The organism is Dyella sp. EPa41 (assembly GCF_016586165.1).
Classification (GTDB): domain Bacteria; phylum Pseudomonadota; class Gammaproteobacteria; order Xanthomonadales; family Rhodanobacteraceae; genus Dyella.
Map to the genome: position 1 here is coordinate 56,148 of NZ_BCPR01000003.1, position 19,375 is coordinate 75,522.

The window sequence follows — 19,375 nt, forward strand, 5'->3', positions numbered from 1 at the left end:
GCTTTTCGAGGCTGTTGTGTCTTGAAAGCGGCGAACCGTCCATGGCGCGCTGCTGTTGCGGGCTTGTGAAGCCCTGCCTAGAGCCACGGCGGTGCCACCGTCCCATTGATTGGCGCGCCCACCACCCACCAGCCGTATGGGTAGGTCCAGCTGTCCGCGACAAGCCACGGTGAGGGGGCGTTGCCAGTGTAGTGGTCGGTACCATTGGGTAGTCCGCCTGTGCTGATGGTGCGCATCCCCTGGTTCACAAAATAGAGCGCCGAGCTGTTGGTGCCATTTCCTTGGATGAGATAGCCACCCGAACCCACGGGCGCAGAACCGCCAGATACCGCCCTCATCACGAAGCCGGTTTGATTGCCTTGTGCATCAAATTGGCGTGTGGCCAGAAATCCTTGGTTTGTTTGCGTATATCCATCTGTCGTCGTGCCGCTCCAAACGAGGCCAATGCCGGTGCCAAGGAAGCCGCCTCCAATCGCAGTGAGCTTGGCGCTCGGATCAGTACTGGCGGTCAACGCCGTCAGGTCATAGGAGATGAACCCACTTGGCGTGCTGTCCCAGATATAAAGATCGTGGGCAGGACTGGTCCACAGGATGCTGAGGCGATTGGTGGGGGTGAAGTAGCCAATGGCGAGCGGGTAGTAGCCGCAGGCAACGGGGATGATGCGATAGCCGGTGCGTGTGGCGCCGCGCATGGTCCAGTAGGCGAACTGGCAGTCGGAGGGATCTAGCCATAACAGGTCGTCGTAGCCATCGCCATCGACATCGCCCGCGCCGACGAGCTGCCACGCATCGGGGTAACTGCCGATCTGAGTGGACGTCCAACCACCATTGCGGTTGTTGGTCCACAGCCACAGGTCCCGCCTGGCGCTGGTGAAGACGAGGTCGGAATAACCGTCATGGTCAAAGTCACCGACGGCTCCGACGAAGTAACCGGGCGTGACGTTGAAGGTGCGCAGGCCAGTGCGGGTTACTCCGCCTCCCGAATATGGCGACTGAACCACTGTCGCCGACATGGTCCAGTAGCCAACCTGGCTGAGTGCCGGGTTGAACCACAAGAGGTCGGAGGTGCCGTCACCGTTGAAATCACCGGGAACGTAACTGCTGCCAGGGACCGGTGTGGACGGCTGCAAGGCAGGTAGGTTTCCGAAGTTCACTGCCGGTGAGTATGGATTGCTCAACGTAACCGTTGCCAAGGATGAGCCACGGGACGAAATGGTCTCGGCGGCCACGCCAAAACCAAAGAGGCCGGCGATGATCAGCGTCGTATATCGGCAAAACCTGCTTGGCATGGTGACTCCCTCGATGCACAGATGGCTTTGTCATTCCTGGCGGCGGCTGCCGAGTCGTGATGTTGGAGCGATACCGGGCAGGGTTCTTACAGCCAGGGCGGAGCGATGGTGTGGTTTGCCATTGCGCCAACAACAAACCAACCAGCGGGATACGGCCATTTGCGCCCCGATTCCAGGCTGGGGAGCACCTCGCCTGAGAGCCCATTGGTCTGAATGGTGTAGGCGCTGAGGTCCAATACATACAAGGATGTGGCATTGATGCTGCCGCCCTGGATGAGATAGCCGGCTGATCCCGGGGTTATGGTGATGCCGCCGCCGCCGAAGGACCCGCGCACAAATCCCGTCTGATTGTTCCTGGCGTCGAAAGTGCGAGAGAACATGCTGTTCGAATACCCTGTGGCATCAATGCTCCATATGAAGCGCATGTCTTGTCCCGCATATCCACCGCCAACGGACCAGAGCTGATCCATGCGCGTAAAGGGCGGTTGCACATAAGCGCTCAAGTCATAGGAGATGAACCCACTTGGCGTGCTGTCCCAGATATAAAGATCGTGGGCAGGACTGGTCCACAGGATGCTGAGGCGATTGGTGGGGGTGAAGTAGCCAATGGCGAGCGGGTAGTAGCCGCAGGCAACGGGGATGATGCGATAGCCGGTGCGTGTGGCGCCGCGCATGGTCCAGTAGGCGAACTGGCAGTCGGAGGGATCCAGCCATAACAGGTCGTCGTAGCCATCGCCATCGACATCGCCCGCGCCGACGAGCTGCCACGCATCGGGGTAACTGCCGATCTGAGTGGACGTCCAACCACCATTGCGGTTGTTGGTCCACAGCCACAGGTCCCGCCTGGCGCTGGTGAAGACGAGGTCGGAATAGCCGTCATGGTCAAAGTCACTGACGGCTCCGACGAAGTAACCGGGCGTGACGTTGAAGGTGCGCAGGCCGGTGCGGGTTACCGGGCCATCGAGGTGAGCGACGTATGTTGCCGACATGGTCCAGTAGCCAACCTGGCTGAGCGCCGGGTTGAACCACAAGAGGTCGGAGGTGCCGTCACCGTTGAAATCACCGGGAACGTAACTGCTGCCAGGCACCGGTGTCGATGGCTGTAGTGCGGGTAGTGTCTCGAACGACACCACTGGCGAATACATCAAGTTCACCGATGCGGGTTCGATATCTTTGGCGCATGCGCCATGTGGCGCAAACGCGAGCAACAGGCACGAAAAGGCCATGCCGGCGATACGGCAGATCATATGCACGGTATTCCCCCTGCTGAGCGAGGACGCGTAAGGGCATCCAGCTGGGCAACGATACTAGCGTAAGAATTTGCTGGCTCGAAAGTGAGTGCCGTACAAGGCCTGGCGCAGCCCATCTGGAAAGACATGCCGAGTCATCGCCCGGGATGGCGGGACCTATGGGAACACCGGCAAGAAAAAAGCCCGGCGATCGCTCGCCGGGCTTTTCCTTTGATGGTGGAGGTGGCGGGAGTCGAACCCGCGTCCGAAGGCGTTTGACGCCCGGTACTACATGCTTAGCTCGCCGTTGGATCTCGTCCCGCGACAGCACAGCGTGCAAAGCGCATCGAAGGACCAGCCTGCTTGATTTAACCCTTGCCGACAGGCGGCGGCTTCGGGCGATCTCGTGATAATGACCCTACATCCACGAGCACGAGCACAAGTGGGTTCGGGGCTAGGCCTTAAGCGGCCAGAGCGTAGTTGTCGTCGTTGGCAACTATGAGTTTTGCCGCTGGATTAACGAGGAAAGCTGCCCCCTCGGCATGCACCAAGCCATCTCACTACCCCCGTCGAAGCCATGACACCCCCGGGGAAACGATTGCTGGCCAGCCAGTATATGGAGGCGGGCGGGCTTTCATCAAGGCGGTAGATCAAGGCTATCGTGTGCCGCCGACCACCACCGGAAGGGAAGGGCCATGCTGCGGATTCGTCAGGCTGGGCTGTCCGATGCAGGTGTGCTGACTCAGTTGCGTTGCGCCTTTCTCGAGCAGGAGCTCCACCAGGAACTGCCGGCTGGTTTTGCCGATGACCTGCATGGCTGGATCGAGGAGGCGATTCCCGAGGGACGCTTGCTGTTCTGGCTGGCGGAGTTGGACGGGCGTGCGGCGGGGTGCGTCGCGGTACATCCGTATACGCACCTGCCGTCGGCTTATTTCCGACGTGGCCTGGGCTGGTACGTACTCAACATGTACGTGAAGCCATCGCATCGGCGCCAGGGCGTGGCCAGCGCGCTGCTGGCCGCGGTCGGCGCGGCGGCGCGGGATCATGAAGTGGATTCGATGAACCTGCATTCCACCGCCGCGGCCCACGGGATGTATGAGCGCTTTGGCTTCGGCACCTCGGTGGATGCCATGAACATGACGTTGCACGGGGACGTGGTGGGGCTCTCCGAGGGAGAGCCCGGCATGCGTTGGGGCAAATCAGGCTGAGCGGTTGTGCGCGCGCATGGTGCGCTGCTTTTCACGCTGCCAGTCGCGTTCCTTTTCGGTCTCGCGCTTGTCGTGGGCCTGCTTGCCCTTGGCCAGGCCCAGCTCGACCTTCACCTTGTTGCCCTTCCAGTACATGGCGGTGGGGATGAGGGTGTAGCCCTTGCGCTCGACCGCGCCGATCAGCGTGTCGATCTCCGCGCGATGCAGCAGCAGCTTGCGCGTACGGCGGTCGTTGGCGATCACGTGCGTGGAAGCGCTGATCAGCGGCGGGATGGAGGTACCCACCAGCTGGATCTCGTTGGCGATGACCATGGCATAGCTGTCGCCGAAGTTGATGCGGCCGGCGCGCAGCGACTTCACCTCCCAGCCCTGCAGCTCGATGCCGGCCTCGAAGCGCTGGTCGATGTGGTACTCGTGGCGGGCGCGCTTGTTGAGCGCGATGGTGCCGCCTTGCTTGTCTTTGTCCTTAGCCTTGGCCATGTCCGTTAAACTTCGGGCTGTTTGCCCTGACTTGCGATCCGGCCATACAGGCGTGGATCTGATGAATTGGATAAGAGGCTGATGTGATCGAGATCCGCCGCAGCGCCCTGGTGCGATATTCGCCGGCCCAGATGTTCGACCTGGTCAATGAAGTCGAAGCATACCCAAAGCGCTTCCCCTGGTGTGTCGGCGCTGAGATCCTCGAGCGTGGCGATGATGTGCTGGTCGCACGGCTGGATCTCAAGTACGCCGGTTTCCGCCAGAGTTTCACTACCCGCAATACCACCGTGCGTCCGCAGCGCCTGCACATGAGCCTGGTGGATGGACCGTTCCGCAGCCTCGACGGTGTGTGGGAGTTCATCGCGCTGGGCGACGCCGGCTGCAAGATCTCTTTCGCGCTGGACTTCGACTATGCCGGCAAGCTCGGCGGCACGGCGCTCAAGCTGGGTTTCCAGGGGCTGGCCGGTCGCATGGTCGATGACTTCTGCCGCGAGGCGGAGCGTGCCTATGGATGAGGCGGTCAACGTCGAAGTCGTCTATGCCGGGTCATCGCAGCAGGTCGTGCGTCGCGTGAGCTTGCCCGCGGGCAGCACGGTGATGCAGGCGATCGAGGCTTCCGGGCTGGCCCGGGACATTCCGGGGCTGGTCGTCGATCCGTCGCGGCTGGGCATCTTTTCCCGGAAGGCAGCGCCGGACCAGGTGCTGGGCGAGGGCGACCGCGTGGAAATCTACCGGCCGCTCACCCTCGATCCGAAGGAGGCACGCCGGCGCCGCGCCCACGAGGGCTGACGCCGGCACGGGCATCAATGCCCCTGATCGCCGCCGTCCTTGCCCTCAGGCGGGGTGCTGCCGGTGTTCTTGTCACCCTTGGTTTCGTCGACCGGATAGCTGGCGTGGTACTTCTTGGTGTCGTCCACCAGCTTCTGCGCGTCTTCGGCGAAGAAGTCACCGTCGGTGCGCACCAGCGAGTCGTTGTTGAAGGTGAGCGTGAGCGTGCGGATCTTGATGTCGCCGCCGCGGTGCTGCTGGGTGGAGACGTAATTCCACTGGTTCTGGTTGAACGGCGAGTTCACCGACGGCGAACCCATCAGTACCAGCACCTGGCGCTTGGTCATGCCCGGCTGCAGCTGATCCACGTTCTTCTTGTCGAGCAGGTTGCCCTGCTGCACGTCAGGGGTATAGATGAGACGGCAGCTGGCCAGCGAGACGGCCAGCATGGCGAAACCCAGCGTGCGAATCAGCTTATGCATGCGTGTTGCGTCCGGATCGTAAAGGTGTCGGATGATACACTAACGGCCTCATGGCGCCGTGGTGCGTGGAGCTTGCTATGGAACAGGAAACCAAAGAACTGCGCAAAGCCGGGCTGAAGGTTACCCACCCCCGCATGCGCATCCTGCAGATCTTCGAGGACGAGGAGGCTCACCACCTCACCGCCGAAGACGTCTATAAAAAGCTGCTGGCCCATCAGGAAGACATCGGCCTGGCCACGGTGTACCGGGTGCTTACCCAGTTCGAGGCTGCCGGCATCGTCGTCAAGCACAACTTCGAGGGCGGCCAGGCCGTCTACGAGTTGGACCGCGGCAAGCATCATGACCACATGATCGATGTGGACAGCGGAAAGGTCATCGAGTTCGTCAGCGAGGAGATCGAGCGCCTCCAGCACGAAATCGCGGCCCGCCATGGCTACGTCATCGAGGACCACAGCCTGGTGCTCTACGTGCGGCCCAAGAAGGCCAAGTAAGCGCCCCGCAAGGCAGGTTTCGAAGCCGGTGGCGGAGACGCCGCCGGCTTTTTTATTCCGGCCGGTCTGGTGTCCCAATGAGGCTGGGACTGCGGTGCCGTGCTGGCGAGGTGAAAAGGGGCCGGCGTTCGCCCATAAAAAAAGCCGCGGGAGGACTCCTGTCCGCCCTGCGGCTTGATCCGTTACCGGATGGCTCCTGGAGAGGGCGAATTGCTCGCTCAACCCGGTTGTGCCACCGATTCCGGCGGAACGGCATCCTGCCGTTCTTCTTGCCCACCGTCCCCACGGTTGGCAAGGCTCACCATCTTGCGATGGTGGCTCCCCCACATCGATGGAGAGAGCCTAACGAAGCCTTCACACGTCCGGTATTGGAAAATTTCCTATGTAACGTTCTTAAGTGCGCGCCACGTCACTGGTTTGCGTGCTGCTGCGCAACAATACGCGCAGGTGCACGCCCTGCGATTCGGGCCGGACCCGGAACAGGCCGCCCAGCGCCGTGACACGGTCGCGCATGCCCTGCAGGCCGCGACCGCCGCGAGGCAGGCGCGCCGGCAGGCCGACGCCGTTGTCACGGATGTCCAGCAGGGCCAGCGCCGTGCCCTGGCGCTCACCGATGCGCAGGCGCAGCTGGAATACATCGGCATGGGCGTGCTTCACCGCGTTGGTGGCGCTTTCCTGCACGAGGCGATAGATCACCGTGCGGGTGTCGTCGTCCAGCAGGCGAGGGTCGCCGCGCAGCTCGGTGCGGTAGGCCACGCCGGCGGCGTTGAGCAGGTCACGGATCGGGCCTTCGTCCAGTGCCCGCAGCAGGCCGAATTCGTCCAGCACCGCCGGGCGCAAGTCGTCCAGCAGGCGGTGCAGGGCGCGTCGCATATGGCCCAGGATCCCATTGATGGACACGCCGATGTCATCCATGCCCGCCTGCGCGAGGCGCGACTGGGCCAGCTTGAGATGCGTCTGGATGGCGGTGAGGTTCTGCCCCAGCTCGTCGTGGAGCTCGGCGGCCATGTGGCGGCGCTGGTTTTCCTCGGCCTGGAGATTGCCGCGGGCGGCGTCCCGGAGCTGGCGGGCGAGATGGTCCAGGCGGCGGTTCACGGCGGCGAGGTAGACGTTCTGCTCGGCCACGCGCTCGCTGCTGCGGCGCAGGGCATCGGTGGCTGAACCGAGCATCAGGGCGCCCGTGCCGGCCACCGCGAGGAACAGCTCGCCAGGGGCACTGGGGATGCCATGGCCGGAAATGTGGTCCATGACGGTCATGCCCAGGCTGGAAATCAGCATGGACAGGCTGGCGCCGCGCCAGCCATGGCGGAACGCGAAGAACAGCACCGGCGCCAGCGACAGCACGCGGGCGAACTGGGGCTGCGGCGCGGCATGCGAGGACAGCACCATCAGGATCGCCAGCGAAGGCACCAGCACCAGCAGGCCATCCATCAGCAGGCGCGCCATGGCGCGTTTGGCCAGGCGGGCGCGCATCAGCATCACCAGCAGGGGCACCACCAGCAGCACGCCGACGTAGTTGCCGAGCAGGTCCTGTCCCAGCGCCTGGATCATCAGGTCGGAGGTCGGGCTGGCGTGCACCAGGGCCAGCAGCACGGCGTCGGTGGCGGTCGTGGCGGCCACGGTGAAGGCCGCGGACAGCAGCAGGCGGGCGACGTCTTCGGGGTCGCGCAGGCTGGCGTGAAGCTTGGCGCGGCGCATCAGCCAGAGGCAGATCGCCACCACCGTGGGTTCAGGCACTTCGCCCAGCAGAAAGCCGGTCCAGCCCAGCGGCAGGCCATGGGTTGCGGCCAGCAGGCCGGTCGCCGCGAACTCCGCGCCCAGCAGCCACGGCCACATGCGCATCGGGGCCAGCAGCAGGGCGCCGAAGCGCAGGCCGTAGGGAAGCATCCAATAGGGCTGCTCGGTGGGCCACAGCAGCAGCCAGAGCAGGAAGTAGCCGACGGCAAGCAGGAAACCGGTAGCAGGAAGAACAGAAGATTTCGATGGCATGCAGTCGATGTTACCTGTCGGCGTCGAGGGGTATAGGCGGCCATCCTTTCGGCTGCTATACATGCAGGCATGTACAGCATTGTCCTGGTCGATGACCATGCCATCGTACGCGAGGGGTTCAAAAGGCTGATCGAGCTGGAGCCGGATCTGGAGGTGGTTGCGGAATGCCGCAGCGCCGACGATGCGGTGGAGGCAGTTGGCCAGCGTCGACCCGACCTCGTGGCGCTCGATCTCTCGCTGCCCGACGGCAGCGGGTTGCCGCTGATCGAGCATCTGCGCAGCGTGGCGGCGGACACCCGCATCGTGGTGCTGAGCATGCACGACGGCGAACCCTATGTTTCCGAAGCGCTGCGCCGTGGCGCCAGCGGCTACGTCACCAAGGGCGTGGCGCCGGAGGAACTGGTGGCCGGCCTGCGCGCGGTGATGCAGGGCGAATGCTTCCTCAGCTCGGACCTGCGCAAGCGCCGCGCCGAACGGCCGAGTGAATCACGCGACCCCATACAGCGCCTGACCGCCCGCGAACGCGAGGTGTTCCTGCTGCTGGCGGCGGGTCGCGCACCCAAGCAGGTCGCCGGCGAACTGGGCATCGGCCAGAAGACCGTCTACATCCACCGCGCCAGCCTGATGGGCAAGCTGGGCGCCGGTTCGGAACTGGACCTCTATCGCATGGCGGCGGAGCGCGGCCTGCTGCCGCGCAAGAACTGACCGCCATCATTCCGCCGCGCTCCCTGCAGGCGCGCACCCAGTGCACGACCGCAAGGCAAACCTGCCTGTAGGACCGCACCCAGTGCGCGACCGTGGCATCTCGTTGCGCCGAGTCACTGATCTCCGCCAACACAACAGGCCACGCCTTCCCTGCGAAAGCACACCCTGTGCGCAACAGGGCAAGGACCGCCGTACTGCCAATGGGCGAAGCCGTTTCCAGGCCCGGCTGGAGTCGCGCACCGGGTGCGCTCCCATGGGGCCCCGTCTCTCCAGGGGATGCCTCAGGCCTGCGCGCGATCCAGCATCTGCTTCGCGTGCGCCTTGGTTTCACGCGTGATCTCCACGCCGCCGAGCATGCGCGCCAGCTCGTCGCGACGCCCGTTCGCATCCAGCTTCTCGATGCGCGTGCGGGTGGATTCGCCATCACTGGCCTTGCTCACGCGCAGGTGCGCATGGCCCTGCGCGGCAACCTGCGGAAGATGGGTGACGCACAGCACCTGGCGCTGGCCGCCGAGGGCGCGCAGCTTCTGGCCGACCACTTCGGCCACGGCGCCGCCGATGCCGGTATCCACTTCGTCGAACACCATGGTGCCGATGGTGTCCTTGCCCAGCGTCGCCACTTCGATCGCCAGGCTGATACGCGCGAGTTCGCCACCCGAGGCCACCTTGCGCAGCGGGCGGGGCGGCTGGCCCGGGTTGGCGCTGACCAGCAACTCGCAGCGCTCGCGGCCCTGCGCATCGGGGTCGCCTTCCCCGCTCGCTTCCAGTTCGATCACCAGGCGGCCGCCGCTCATGCCGAGTTCGGCCATCAGTGCGCTCACTTCGTCGCCGAGGCGAATGGCAGCCTCGGCGCGGGCCTGGCTCAGCGTGGCGGCCTGTTCGTCGTAGCGCTGCTGCAGTTGCTGGCGCTGGCGGGAGAGCTTGTCCACCGCATCGCCGGCGCCTTCCAGTTCGGCGAGTTCGTCGCGTAGCGTCGCCGCCTTGTCGTACAGCTCCGCCGTGGACACGCGGTGGCGGCGCGACAGTTCATGCAGCCGCGTGAGGTGGGTGTCGACCTCGGAAAAGCGTTCCGGATCGAGGTCCACGTCCAGCGCATAGCGGCCCAGGCCGTCGGAAGCTTCGGTGAGATGGATGGAGGCGTTGTCCAGCAGCTCCAGCAGCGGGGCGAGCCGGTCGTCCAGGGCGGCCAGCTTGCTCATCTCCAGTTGCGCGCGACCCAGCGCCCGGCGCAAGGCGAATTCGCTGTCGCCATCGATCAGTTCGACCACGCCGCCGGCGCCTTCGGCCAGCCGGCCGGCATTGGCGAGCCGCTTGTGGCTGGCTTCCAGCTCGACCAGGCCGTCGGCGGGCAGGGCCCATTTCTCCAGCTCGTCCAGCTCATGGCGCAGCAATTCGATGCGTTGCTCGCGATCGTCGCCGCCGCTCAACTTGCGGATGCGCTGGCCCAGCTCGCGCCATTGCGTGGCCAGTTCGCGCACCTGGGCGACCAGGCTCTCGTTGCCGGCGTAGGCGTCGAGCAGTTCGAGCTGGTGGGCACGCGAGAGCAGCGCCTGGTGTTCGTGCTGGCCGTGGATCTCGACCAGCAGCGTGGCGAGTTCGCCCAGCTGGCTGGCATTGGCCGGTCGCCCGTTGATCCAGGCGCGCGAGCTGCCCTCGGCGCGGATCACGCGGCGCAGCTGGCAGGTCTCGTCTTCGTCCAGTTCCTCGCGGCGCAGCCACTCGCGCGCCTCGGGCAGGTCCGACAGGTCGAACTCGGCGGTGAGCTCGGCGCGGTCGCTGCCGGCGCGCACCATACCGCTGTCGGCGCGGGCGCCGGCCAGCAGCATCAGGGCGTCCACCAGCAGGGACTTGCCCGCGCCGGTTTCGCCGCTGACCACGGTAAGTCCCGGGCCGAAGGCGATCTCGGCTTCTTCGACGACGGCAAAATGACGAACGTAGAGCGAGGTGAGCATGGGCAAGGGCGTGGTGAAGTCGGAGGATTGTAAAGGGCAGGGGGCGGGGAACGGATAGAGGGGCCGCTTCGCCCGTGCCAGCCCGGTGCGATGCGACCCGGACCGGCATGGCCGTCTCCCCCGTAGCCACCCCTTTCTTGCAAACTTTTCCGCCAGACCTTATTTCTTTTGTGTCTCACGGATTGCTACAGCATGCCCGCCGCCGATCTCGATGCCCGCGCACGCCGCCTGTTGCGCACATTGATTGCCCAATACCTCGCCGATGGCGAGCCCGTGGGGTCGCGCACGCTGTCGCGCTCCTCCGGCCTGGACGTCAGCCCGGCCACCATCCGCAACATCATGGCCGACCTGGAAGAAGCCGGCCTGGTCGCCTCGCCGCACACGTCGGCCGGCCGCGTGCCGACGCCGCGCGGGCTGCGCCTGTTCGTGGACAGCCTGATCGAGCTGCAGCCGCTGCCGATGGACGAGATGGCCCGCCTCCGGCGCGAGCTCCCTCCTGGGCCGACCACGACGCGCGACCTGCTGGGCAATGTCTCGACCCTGCTGTCGGCGATGACCCGCTTCGCCGGCGTGGTCACGGTGCCGCGGCAGGCTGATTTCCCGCTGCGCCATATCGATTTCGTCGCGCTGCCCGACGCCCGCGTGCTGGTGATCCTGGTGTTCTCCGACAACCAGGTGCAGAACCGCATCGTGCAGCTGGCCAAGCCGCTGGACAGCCGTGAGCTGGAGCAGGCCGCCAACTACCTCAACAGCCAGTTTGCCGGCCTGCGCCTGGACGATATCCGGGCCCATCTGCTGCGCGAACTGCGCGAGACCAGCGGCGAGCTCAACCGCCTGATGTCCAGCGCGGTGGAACTGGCAGCGGCTTCGTTTGCGCCCGAGGGCGAGAGCGACGACGTGCTGGTCAGCGGCCAGACCAACCTCATGGGGTATTCGGAGCTGGCCGACCTGGAGCGCCTGCGCGAGCTGTTCGAGGCGTTCCAGAAGAAAAACGAGCTGCTGCAGCTGATGGAGGTCTGCGCCAAGGCGCCCGGCGTGCGGCTGTTCATCGGCGAGGAATCGGGTTTCGCCGCCCTGGACGGCTGCAGCGTGGTAACCGCCAGCTATGGCGCGCAGGGGCGCGTGCTGGGGGCGGTCGGGGTCATCGGGCCCACCCGCATGGCCTATGAACGGGTGATCCCGGTGGTTCAGGCCACGGCCGGATTGCTCAGCGACGCCTTGAATCGCGTCGCGACGACCTTATAACGCGCCCGGGAGGCGGGGTTTTACCCGCGGTTTTTTGACGGCGGGCGCCAGGGGCGCCGGCCACGGATGAGGCTTGGAGTCATTCATGCAGAACAACGATCCAACGACGTCGAACACGACCCAGGGCGCCGGCGGGCAGGGCGAGCCCCTCAACGCCGAACTGGAGGCGCTGAAGGCGCGCATCGCCGAGCTGGAGGCCAGCAACGTGGAGCTGCGCGACACGGTGCTGCGCGAAAAGGCCGAGATCGAGAACCAGCGCCGTCGACTGCATCGCGACGTCGAGCAGGCACGCCGCTTCGCCAACGAGAAGCTGCTCAACGAGCTGCTTCCGGTCTACGACGGCCTCGAGCGTGGCTTGCAGGTGGAAAGCGGTGACGTGGCCAGTGTGCGCGAAGGCATCGCCCTCACGCTCAAGTCGCTGCTGAAGATCGCCGAGAACAACGGCCTGGTCCAGGTAGACCCGGTCGGCCAGCCGCTGGATCCGGAAAGGCATCACGCGGTGAGCATGGTGGACGCCCCGGGTGCGGCGCCCAACACGGTGGTCAGCGTGCTGCAGAAGGGTTATGTGCTGAACGATCGGCTGTTGCGCCCGGCGCTGGTCGCGGTCGCGAAGGAATGATGCCGCCCGCCGGCGGTTTGGACGCCTGAACGGCGCCCGCGCCGGCATCGGTGGCAAAGGCATCGGAGCGCTTGCCGGCATTGAGTTGAGCCGTGGCCAGCCCCATCTGGAAACCAGTCGCGGCCGAGGGGTCGCTTAAGAATTTAGGGAGTAGACAACATGGGTAAAATCATTGGTATCGACCTGGGCACGACCAATTCGTGCGTTGCCGTGATGGACGGCACCACCGCCAAGGTCATCGAGAACTCCGAAGGCGATCGCACCACGCCGTCGATCGTCGCCTTCACCAAGGACAACGAAGTCCTCGTGGGCGCGCCGGCCAAGCGCCAGAGCGTGACCAACCCCAAGAACACCTTCTACGCGGTGAAGCGCCTCATCGGCCGCAAGTTCACCGACGCGGAAGTGCAGAAAGACCTGCACATCGTCCCCTACGGCATCGTGGCCCATGAAAACGGCGACGCCTGGGTACAGACGGCCGACGGCAGGAAGATGGCTCCGCAGGAGATCTCGGCCAAGGTCCTCATGAAGATGAAGAAGACCGCCGAGGATTACCTCGGTGAGCCGGTGACCGAAGCCGTCATCACCGTGCCGGCCTACTTCAACGACAGCCAGCGCCAGGCCACCAAGGACGCCGGCCGCATCGCGGGCCTGGACGTCAAGCGCATCATCAACGAGCCGACCGCGGCCGCGCTGGCCTATGGCCTGGACAAGAAGGGCGGTGACCGCAAGATCGCCGTGTACGACCTGGGCGGCGGCACCTTCGACGTGTCGATCATCGAGATCGCCGAAGTCGACGGCGAGAAGCAGTTCGAAGTGCTGGCCACCAATGGCGACACCTTCCTCGGTGGCGAAGACTTCGACATGCGCGTCATCGACTACCTGGTCGAGGAGTTCAAGAAAGACCAGGGCATGGACCTGCGCAAGGATCCGCTCGCGCTGCAGCGCCTGAAGGACGCCGCCGAGCGCGCGAAGATCGAGCTCTCGTCCAGCCACCAGACCGAAGTGAACCTGCCGTACATCACGGCCGACGCTTCCGGTCCCAAGCACCTCAACATCAAGCTGACCCGCGCCAAGCTCGAAGCGCTGGTGGAAGACCTGATCAAGCGCACCATCGAGCCGTGCCGCACCGCGCTGAATGACGCCGGCCTGCGCGTGTCCGACATCAACGAGGTGATCCTCGTCGGTGGCCAGACCCGCATGCCCAAGGTGCAGGAATCGGTGAAAGATTTCTTCGGCAAGGAGCCGCGCAAGGACGTCAACCCGGACGAGGCCGTCGCTGTCGGCGCCGCGATCCAGGGCGGCGTGCTGGGCGGTTCGGTGAAGGACGTGCTGCTGCTCGACGTCACCCCGCTGTCGCTCGGCATCGAGACGATGGGTGGCGTGATGACCAAGCTGATCGAGAAGAACACCACCGTGCCGACCAAGGCTTCGCAGGTGTTCTCCACCGCCGACGACAACCAGAGTGCGGTGACCGTGCACGTGCTGCAGGGTGAGCGCGAGCGCGCCAGCGCCAACAAGTCGCTGGGCAAGTTCGACCTGCAGGGCATCGACCCGGCGCCGCGCGGCATGCCGCAGATCGAGGTGACCTTCGACATCGATGCCAACGGCATCCTGCACGTGTCGGCCAAGGACAAGAAGAGCGGCAAGGAACAGAAGATCGAGATCAAGGCCGGCTCGGGCCTGTCCGAGGAAGAGATCAACCGCATGGTGGCCGACGCCGAGGCCAACAAGGAAGAAGACAAGAAGTTCCATGAGCTCGTCGGCGCCCGCAACAAGGCCGACCAGCTGGTGCACGCCACCCGCAGCGCGCTCAAGGAGCACGGCGGCAAGGTGCCGGCCGACCAGCTGAGCACGATCGAAGGCGCGCTCTCCGACCTGGAGAAGGTGAAGGACGGCGACGACAAGGCGGCCATCGAGTCGAAGGTCGAGAAGCTCGAGCAGGTGGCCCAGGCGCTGTACGCCGCGGCCCAGGGCGGCGCCCAGGCCGAAGCCGGTGCACACGCCGGTGCGCAGCAGGGCGGTGGTTCGGCGGCTCACGACGACGTGGTCGATGCCGAGTTCACTGAAGTCAAGGACGACAAGAAGTGAGCAGGTGAAGTCGTGCAAGGGGCCATGAAGGCCCCTTGCGCTGTAAATGGTGAATGGTGAACAGGGAAGAGCATGCCGCGGCCGCATCATGGTTTGCGTGTCTGGCAGGACGCCATGCAGTTGGTGGCGCGCCTTTACCAGGCGACTTCCGGCTTTCCGGAGGATGAACGGTTCGGCTTGACCTCGCAGATTCGTAGGGCCGCTGTCAGCGTTCCCTCGAATATCGCGGAGGGAGCTGGACGTGGCAGCGCCAGGGAATTCGTCCGGTTCCTGCTGGTTGCCCGAGGATCGCTGGCTGAACTTGACACTCAGCTGCGCATTGCTCAGAACCTGGGGTTCCTTCAGGATGCCAGGCTGCTTCTGGACGACATGGAAGATCTCCAGATCACCCTTGGTTCTCTCATCAAAGTTCAACGGATGCGTATTGAGTCATGACCCGCCGTAATTTCTCCATTGACTGTTCACAGGCGGCCCAGCCGCCGGCTTTCCAAGCCGAAGGCCGGCTTCACCAACCATGAGCAAGCGTGATTACTACGAAATCCTGGGTGTTGAACGGTCGGTCACCGAGGTCGAGCTGAAGAAGTCTTTCCGCCGCCTGGCGATGAAGTACCACCCGGACCGCTGCCCGGACGATCCGCACGCGCAAGAGAAATTCAAGGAGGCCAAGGAGGCCTACGAAGTGCTGTCGGACGCGCAGAAGCGCGCGATGTACGACCAGCATGGCCATGCCGCGTTCGAGAACGGCATGGGCGGTCGCGGCGGCGCCGGTTTCGGCGACATGGGCGACATTTTCGGTGACATCTTCGGCGACATTTTCGGCATGGGCGGCGGTGGCCGCGGTCGTGCGCGCCGTGGTTCCGACCTGCGCTACATCATGGAGCTCGATCTCGAAGAAGCCGTGTTCGGCGTCGAGAGGAAGATCGAGATTCCCACGCAGGTGAACTGCCAGCACTGCAACGGCACGGGTTCCGACGACGGCAAGACCGTCACCTGCAAGACCTGCGCAGGCCACGGCCGCGTGCGCATGCAGAACGGCATTTTCTCGATCCAGCAGGCCTGCCCGCATTGCGGCGGCAGCGGACAGACCATCGAGAAGCCCTGCAAGGAGTGCGATGGCGAAGGCCTGTTGCAGGAAACCCGCACGCTGTCGGTGAACATTCCCGCCGGCGTGGACAACGGTGACCGCATCCGGCTTACCGGCCAGGGCGAAGCCGGTCCCGGCGGTGCCGAGGCGGGCGATCTCTATGTGGAGGTGCGGGTGCGTGAGCACGCCATCTTCCAGCGCGAAGGCAACGACCTGCATTGCGAATTGCCGATCCGCTTCTCGCAGGCGGCGCTGGGCGCCGAGCTGCAGGTGCCGACGCTGGAGGGCGAGGTGCCGATCAGCATTCCGCCGGAAACGCAGACCGGGCAGATGTTCCGCCTGCGCGGCCGCGGAGTGAAGTCGGTGCGCAGCAATCGCACCGGCGACCTGATCTGCCGCGTCGTGGTGGAAACGCCGGTGCGGCTGACCAAGCAGCAGCGCGAGTTGTTCGAACAGCTCGAAGCCACCTTTGCCGGTGGCGAAGCCGACAAGCACACGCCGCGCGCCAAGACCTGGGTTGATGGCGTGAAGCAGTTCTGGTCGCGCGTCACCTCGTAACTCCTTGCGCGGGTAAACGGCAGCAGCGGCCGGGAGCATGAACCAGGCCGCTGGTGGCCCCGCGTCCATGCGTGTACGGCGGCGGCAACAGGCAGTAGCATTTCGCCCTTCCTGTCCTGCTGCGCCGATCGCGGAGTCCTGAATGCGCCATCCCGTTCGTCTCGCCATCAATGGCGCCACCGGCCGCATGGGGCAGGCGCTCGTGCAACTGGTCAAGGGCGACCCGCGCTTCGTGCTGGTCGCCGCGGTGGCTTCGGCGAATTCCACGCTGCTCGGACAACCCGTGTTCATGGGCGCGGACGCGCCGGTCTACACCAACGACTGGCCGGGCGCGGATGCGCTCGATGTGGTGATCGACTTCAGTGGTCCCGCCGGGCTCGCTGCGGCACTCACCTATTGCGAGTCGCATGGGGTGGCCCTGGTCACCGGTACCACGGGGCTCGATCCGACCTTTGGCCAGCGTTTGGCCGTCTCTTCGCAGCGCATCGCGTTGCTGCGTTCCGCCAACTTCAGCCTGGGCGTGGCCGTGCTGACGCGCCTGTTGCGGGAGGCCGCCGCGACCCTGCCGAGCTGGGACCTGGATATCTTCGAGGCGCATCACAACCGCAAGGAAGATGCGCCCTCAGGCACGGCGCTCGCTCTCGGTGAAGCCGCCGCGGACGCGCGCGGAACCTCGCTTGCCGAAAGCGGCGTGTATTCGCGTGAAGGCCGCACTGGCGCGCGCCAACCCGGGACCATCGGTTTTGCGGTGGTACGCGGCGGGGACATCGTGGGCGAGCACGAAGCATGGCTGATGGGGAAGGGCGAGCGCATCGAGCTCACCCATCGCGCCACCGACCGCTCGATCTTCGCGAGGGGTGCGCTGGAGGCAGCTCACTGGCTCGGCGGTCGCGAGCCCGGCGCCTATGACCTCGACGCCATGCTGAGCGAGCGCGCGTCGCGTTGAACATGGCATGCCGGATGGCGTGACCGGGCGATGTGAACGTGGTGGAGCCCCTTCGAGGCGCCAACGGCTGGCAGCGGATCTGGCCATCGCCACGAATCGCAGGATTTCGCTTGTTCGGGCCGGTTGGCGCCGCTAAAATCATGGGGTTGTCATTGGGGAGTAGCCATCCTCACCCCGCGCAAACCCTGCCAGGTTGCGTATCCCAGAGGAATTCGCGTCAACAGACTTGAAGCTTCGGCTTCATGGCGCGAATGGCCAACGACACCTTCGGTGTCGGCAGCCCGGCGAGACCTTTGGCCGCGACGCGCTCACCTTTGCCGGGCGAGCTCGCGTCGTCGAGCCAATGGTTTTCCGCTCGCCCGGCCCTTGGAAAAAAACATGCTTACTGCGTTGTTGTTCCTGCTCTCGGCTGGCGCGATCTATCTTGCTTGCGAGTACTTCGTGAACGGCGTGGAGTGGTTCGGCCAGAAGCTCAACCTGGGCGCTACCGCCACGGGCACGATCCTCGCCGCATTCGGCACCGCGCTGCCGGAAAGCGCGGTCACTTTCGTGGCCGTGATCCTGGGAAAGACGCCAGAACAGAAAGACATCGGCGTCGGCGCCGCGCTGGGTGGTCCGCTGGTGTTGGCCACGATCGCCTATGCCATCGTGGGCGTGGCGCTGTGGATGAATCGCCGTCGCCTGCAGCGGGCCGACAACCTGGTGCGCGTGGAACACGCGCGCTTGTCGCGGGACCAGGCGTGGTTCCTCGCCATCTTCGTGGTGAAGTGCTCCCTCGGCCTGATCGCCTTCGCCTTCAAGCCCTGGCTCGGCGTGCTGTTTCTTGCTGCCTACGCGCTGTACGTGTGGCGCGAATTGAAGAGCGACGACACCGCACCCGAAGAGGAAGTGCTCGAGCCGTTGAAGCTGCAGCCCAAGGCGGCGAATCCGTCGCTGTGGTGGGTGTCCGCGCAGACGGTGCTGGCGCTGGTGGTGATCGCCATCGCCTCGCATACGTTCGTGAAGCAGATCGAGGCGATCGGCGTGGCGCTGCAATTGTCGCCGCATCTGGTCGCGCTGGTGCTGAGCCCGGTCGCTACCGAGTTGCCGGAAACCATGAATGCGCTGATCTGGGTGCGTCAGGGCAAGGAACGGCTCGCGCTGGCCAACATTTCCGGCGCGATGATGATCCAGGCCACCATCCCCAGCTCACTCGCATTGTTTGCCACGCCCTGGCTGTTCGATGCGCCGCTGATGGTGGCCGGCGTGCTCACCGGCGTGGCCATCGTGTACCTGTGGTGGTTGTTCCGCCGCGGCCGCGTCGATGCGCGCTGGCTGGTGCCGGTGGGACTGCTCTATGGCGTGTTTGCCGGCTACATCGCCTGGCATTTCGGCAGCCACGCCTGAGCGGCATGGAGTGCGCCGAAAGCGCCGGCGCCTCGTCGTTCATCCGGGATGCGAGCCGGTCTTGGCCGCGATGGCGCCTCAGTCCTTGTGGGCGGCGTTGCGATCGCGGCCGGCACCCAGCTTGCGGTCGAGCGAGCCGAAGAGCTTCTTGAAGGCGCGGGAGAACTTGCCGCGCTTGGTCTTGCGCAGCTTTTCCTCCTCGCTGGTGAGCCAGGCCACCTGGATCACGCGGCGCTCACCCTCGTAGGGCAGGTGGCCGTGGAAGGAGTTGTCGCAGCGCTTGAACACGGCAAATTCGCCGTACAGCGGCTTGAGCTCCGGTGCGACCATGTTGTCGATGTTGTCGATGCTGCCGAGGAAACGCAGGCAGCCGTCGCTGGTATCCGGCCACAGCGTGTTGAGATAGAGCAGGGCCGTGGCGACCTTGGACTTGCTGTCGGTGTGGATCGTGCCGTGGCGCTTGTTGAGCGAGCGACACAGGGTAATCAGCGTGGGGTACTGGCCAAGATCCGAAATGCCCAGGCGCTGCCCGATGGCGCTGGCGAAGTCGGCGGAGCTCAGGCGCTGCACCAGCGCGTTGACGGACGGCCCGCAATCGCTGGGGTCATAGGGGAAGAAGCCGGCGCTCGCGTAGCGCGGGAAATCCCGCTCAAGATCGCCGCGGGCCTCGTCCGGCAGCTGGCCGTGGGCGATCAGGAAGGGGAAGGGCTCCAGCCGTACGTCCGTATCCGGTCGGTCGAGTCGGGAAGGATCGAGCAGTGCGGCTGTGTTCATAGGGTCCATCTGAGAGCTGGGCGCGGCTAGTGTAACGCCCGCGAAGGGCGTCGTTGGACCTTCCGGGAGGGCAGATATTCCG

At 65.1% G+C, this 19,375-nt stretch carries 19 protein-coding genes, 1 other RNA gene and 1 riboswitch; of the genes, 12 read left to right on the forward strand and 8 right to left on the reverse strand.

Going from position 1 to position 19,375, the window contains the following annotated elements; translation table 11 throughout:
• Window positions 1–77: 77 nt before the first annotated feature.
• From JMF82_RS01920 to ssrA, 3 genes are all read right to left on the reverse strand, one after another.
• The gene (locus tag JMF82_RS01920) at window positions 78–1,289 is read right to left on the reverse strand and encodes a VCBS repeat-containing protein (RefSeq protein WP_201312851.1); all 1,212 of its coding nucleotides are present in this window, start codon (window positions 1,287–1,289) and stop codon (window positions 78–80) included.
• Window positions 1,290–1,375: 86 nt separating this feature from the next.
• Window positions 1,376–2,536, reverse strand: coding sequence for a VCBS repeat-containing protein (locus JMF82_RS01925; RefSeq protein ID WP_201312852.1), 1,161 nt, complete (start codon window positions 2,534–2,536; stop codon window positions 1,376–1,378).
• A 217-nt stretch (window positions 2,537–2,753) separates the two neighbouring features.
• Window positions 2,754–3,106: a transfer-messenger RNA gene (gene ssrA, locus JMF82_RS01930) on the reverse strand.
• Window positions 3,107–3,213: 107 nt separating this feature from the next.
• Here ssrA and JMF82_RS01935 point away from each other — a divergent pair.
• The gene (locus JMF82_RS01935) at window positions 3,214–3,726 is read left to right on the forward strand and encodes a GNAT family N-acetyltransferase (RefSeq protein ID WP_201312853.1); all 513 of its coding nucleotides are present in this window, start codon (window positions 3,214–3,216) and stop codon (window positions 3,724–3,726) included.
• On the opposite strand, the gene smpB is transcribed toward JMF82_RS01935, so the two are convergent.
• Window positions 3,718–4,206: an SsrA-binding protein SmpB gene (gene smpB / locus JMF82_RS01940; RefSeq protein ID WP_130618697.1), complete on the reverse strand. Its 489-nt coding sequence runs from the start codon at window positions 4,204–4,206 to the stop codon at window positions 3,718–3,720. The two genes, JMF82_RS01935 and smpB, sit on opposite strands and share 9 nt — an antisense overlap.
• Window positions 4,207–4,289: 83 nt before the next feature.
• Here smpB and JMF82_RS01945 point away from each other — a divergent pair, with 83 nt between their 5' ends.
• Complete coding sequence (locus JMF82_RS01945; RefSeq protein WP_201312854.1) at window positions 4,290–4,721, forward strand: type II toxin-antitoxin system RatA family toxin; 432 nt, start codon at window positions 4,290–4,292, stop codon at window positions 4,719–4,721.
• Window positions 4,714–4,995, forward strand: a complete 282-nt coding sequence (locus JMF82_RS01950) for an RnfH family protein (RefSeq protein ID WP_201312855.1) — start codon at window positions 4,714–4,716, stop codon at window positions 4,993–4,995. The genes JMF82_RS01945 and JMF82_RS01950 overlap by 8 nt, the downstream gene beginning before the upstream one ends.
• Before the next feature lie 14 nt (window positions 4,996–5,009).
• Here JMF82_RS01950 and bamE read toward each other — a convergent pair whose 3' ends face one another.
• Complete coding sequence (gene bamE / locus JMF82_RS01955; protein WP_201312856.1) at window positions 5,010–5,456, reverse strand: outer membrane protein assembly factor BamE; 447 nt, start codon at window positions 5,454–5,456, stop codon at window positions 5,010–5,012.
• Window positions 5,457–5,533: 77 nt separating this feature from the next.
• Between bamE and fur the strand changes: the two genes are divergently transcribed.
• Window positions 5,534–5,947, forward strand: coding sequence for a ferric iron uptake transcriptional regulator (gene fur, locus JMF82_RS01960; RefSeq protein WP_038617064.1), 414 nt, complete (start codon window positions 5,534–5,536; stop codon window positions 5,945–5,947).
• 393 nt (window positions 5,948–6,340) lie between these two features.
• On the opposite strand, the gene JMF82_RS01965 is transcribed toward fur, so the two are convergent.
• Window positions 6,341–7,936 (reverse strand): MASE1 domain-containing protein, encoded by a 1,596-nt coding sequence (locus tag JMF82_RS01965; protein WP_201312857.1) that lies wholly within the window; start codon window positions 7,934–7,936, stop codon window positions 6,341–6,343.
• Between the two features lie 69 nt (window positions 7,937–8,005).
• On the opposite strand from JMF82_RS01965, the gene JMF82_RS01970 reads away from it, so the two are divergent.
• Window positions 8,006–8,641 (forward strand): response regulator transcription factor, encoded by a 636-nt coding sequence (locus tag JMF82_RS01970; RefSeq protein WP_201312858.1) that lies wholly within the window; start codon window positions 8,006–8,008, stop codon window positions 8,639–8,641.
• Between the two features lie 281 nt (window positions 8,642–8,922).
• Here the strand turns inward: JMF82_RS01970 and recN are convergent, their stop codons facing one another.
• Complete coding sequence (gene recN / locus JMF82_RS01975) at window positions 8,923–10,593, reverse strand: DNA repair protein RecN (RefSeq protein WP_201312859.1); 1,671 nt, start codon at window positions 10,591–10,593, stop codon at window positions 8,923–8,925.
• A 192-nt stretch (window positions 10,594–10,785) separates the two neighbouring features.
• Here recN and hrcA point away from each other — a divergent pair, with 192 nt between their 5' ends.
• The 7 genes from hrcA (at window position 10,786) to JMF82_RS02010 (ending at window position 18,519) form a co-directional block, all read left to right on the forward strand.
• Window positions 10,786–11,838, forward strand: coding sequence for a heat-inducible transcriptional repressor HrcA (gene hrcA / locus JMF82_RS01980; protein ID WP_201312860.1), 1,053 nt, complete (start codon window positions 10,786–10,788; stop codon window positions 11,836–11,838).
• A gap of 85 nt (window positions 11,839–11,923) precedes the next feature.
• On the forward strand, window positions 11,924–12,457 hold the full coding sequence (grpE, locus tag JMF82_RS01985) for a nucleotide exchange factor GrpE (protein ID WP_201312861.1): 534 nt from the start codon (window positions 11,924–11,926) through the stop codon (window positions 12,455–12,457).
• Between the two features lie 159 nt (window positions 12,458–12,616).
• Complete coding sequence (gene dnaK / locus JMF82_RS01990; protein ID WP_201312862.1) at window positions 12,617–14,545, forward strand: molecular chaperone DnaK; 1,929 nt, start codon at window positions 12,617–12,619, stop codon at window positions 14,543–14,545.
• A 72-nt stretch (window positions 14,546–14,617) separates the two neighbouring features.
• Window positions 14,618–14,980 (forward strand): four helix bundle protein, encoded by a 363-nt coding sequence (locus JMF82_RS01995; protein WP_201312863.1) that lies wholly within the window; start codon window positions 14,618–14,620, stop codon window positions 14,978–14,980.
• A gap of 79 nt (window positions 14,981–15,059) precedes the next feature.
• Window positions 15,060–16,187, forward strand: coding sequence for a molecular chaperone DnaJ (dnaJ, locus tag JMF82_RS02000; RefSeq protein ID WP_201312864.1), 1,128 nt, complete (start codon window positions 15,060–15,062; stop codon window positions 16,185–16,187).
• Between the two features lie 142 nt (window positions 16,188–16,329).
• Window positions 16,330–17,133, forward strand: a complete 804-nt coding sequence (gene dapB / locus JMF82_RS02005; RefSeq protein ID WP_201312865.1) for a 4-hydroxy-tetrahydrodipicolinate reductase — start codon at window positions 16,330–16,332, stop codon at window positions 17,131–17,133.
• A 139-nt stretch (window positions 17,134–17,272) separates the two neighbouring features.
• Window positions 17,273–17,432, forward strand: a riboswitch (yybP-ykoY riboswitch).
• Between the two features lie 79 nt (window positions 17,433–17,511).
• On the forward strand, window positions 17,512–18,519 hold the full coding sequence (locus JMF82_RS02010) for a sodium:calcium antiporter (RefSeq protein WP_201312866.1): 1,008 nt from the start codon (window positions 17,512–17,514) through the stop codon (window positions 18,517–18,519).
• Between the two features lie 78 nt (window positions 18,520–18,597).
• Here the strand turns inward: JMF82_RS02010 and JMF82_RS02015 are convergent, their stop codons facing one another.
• Complete coding sequence (locus JMF82_RS02015; protein WP_201312867.1) at window positions 18,598–19,293, reverse strand: 2OG-Fe(II) oxygenase; 696 nt, start codon at window positions 19,291–19,293, stop codon at window positions 18,598–18,600.
• Window positions 19,294–19,375 lie beyond the last annotated feature (82 nt).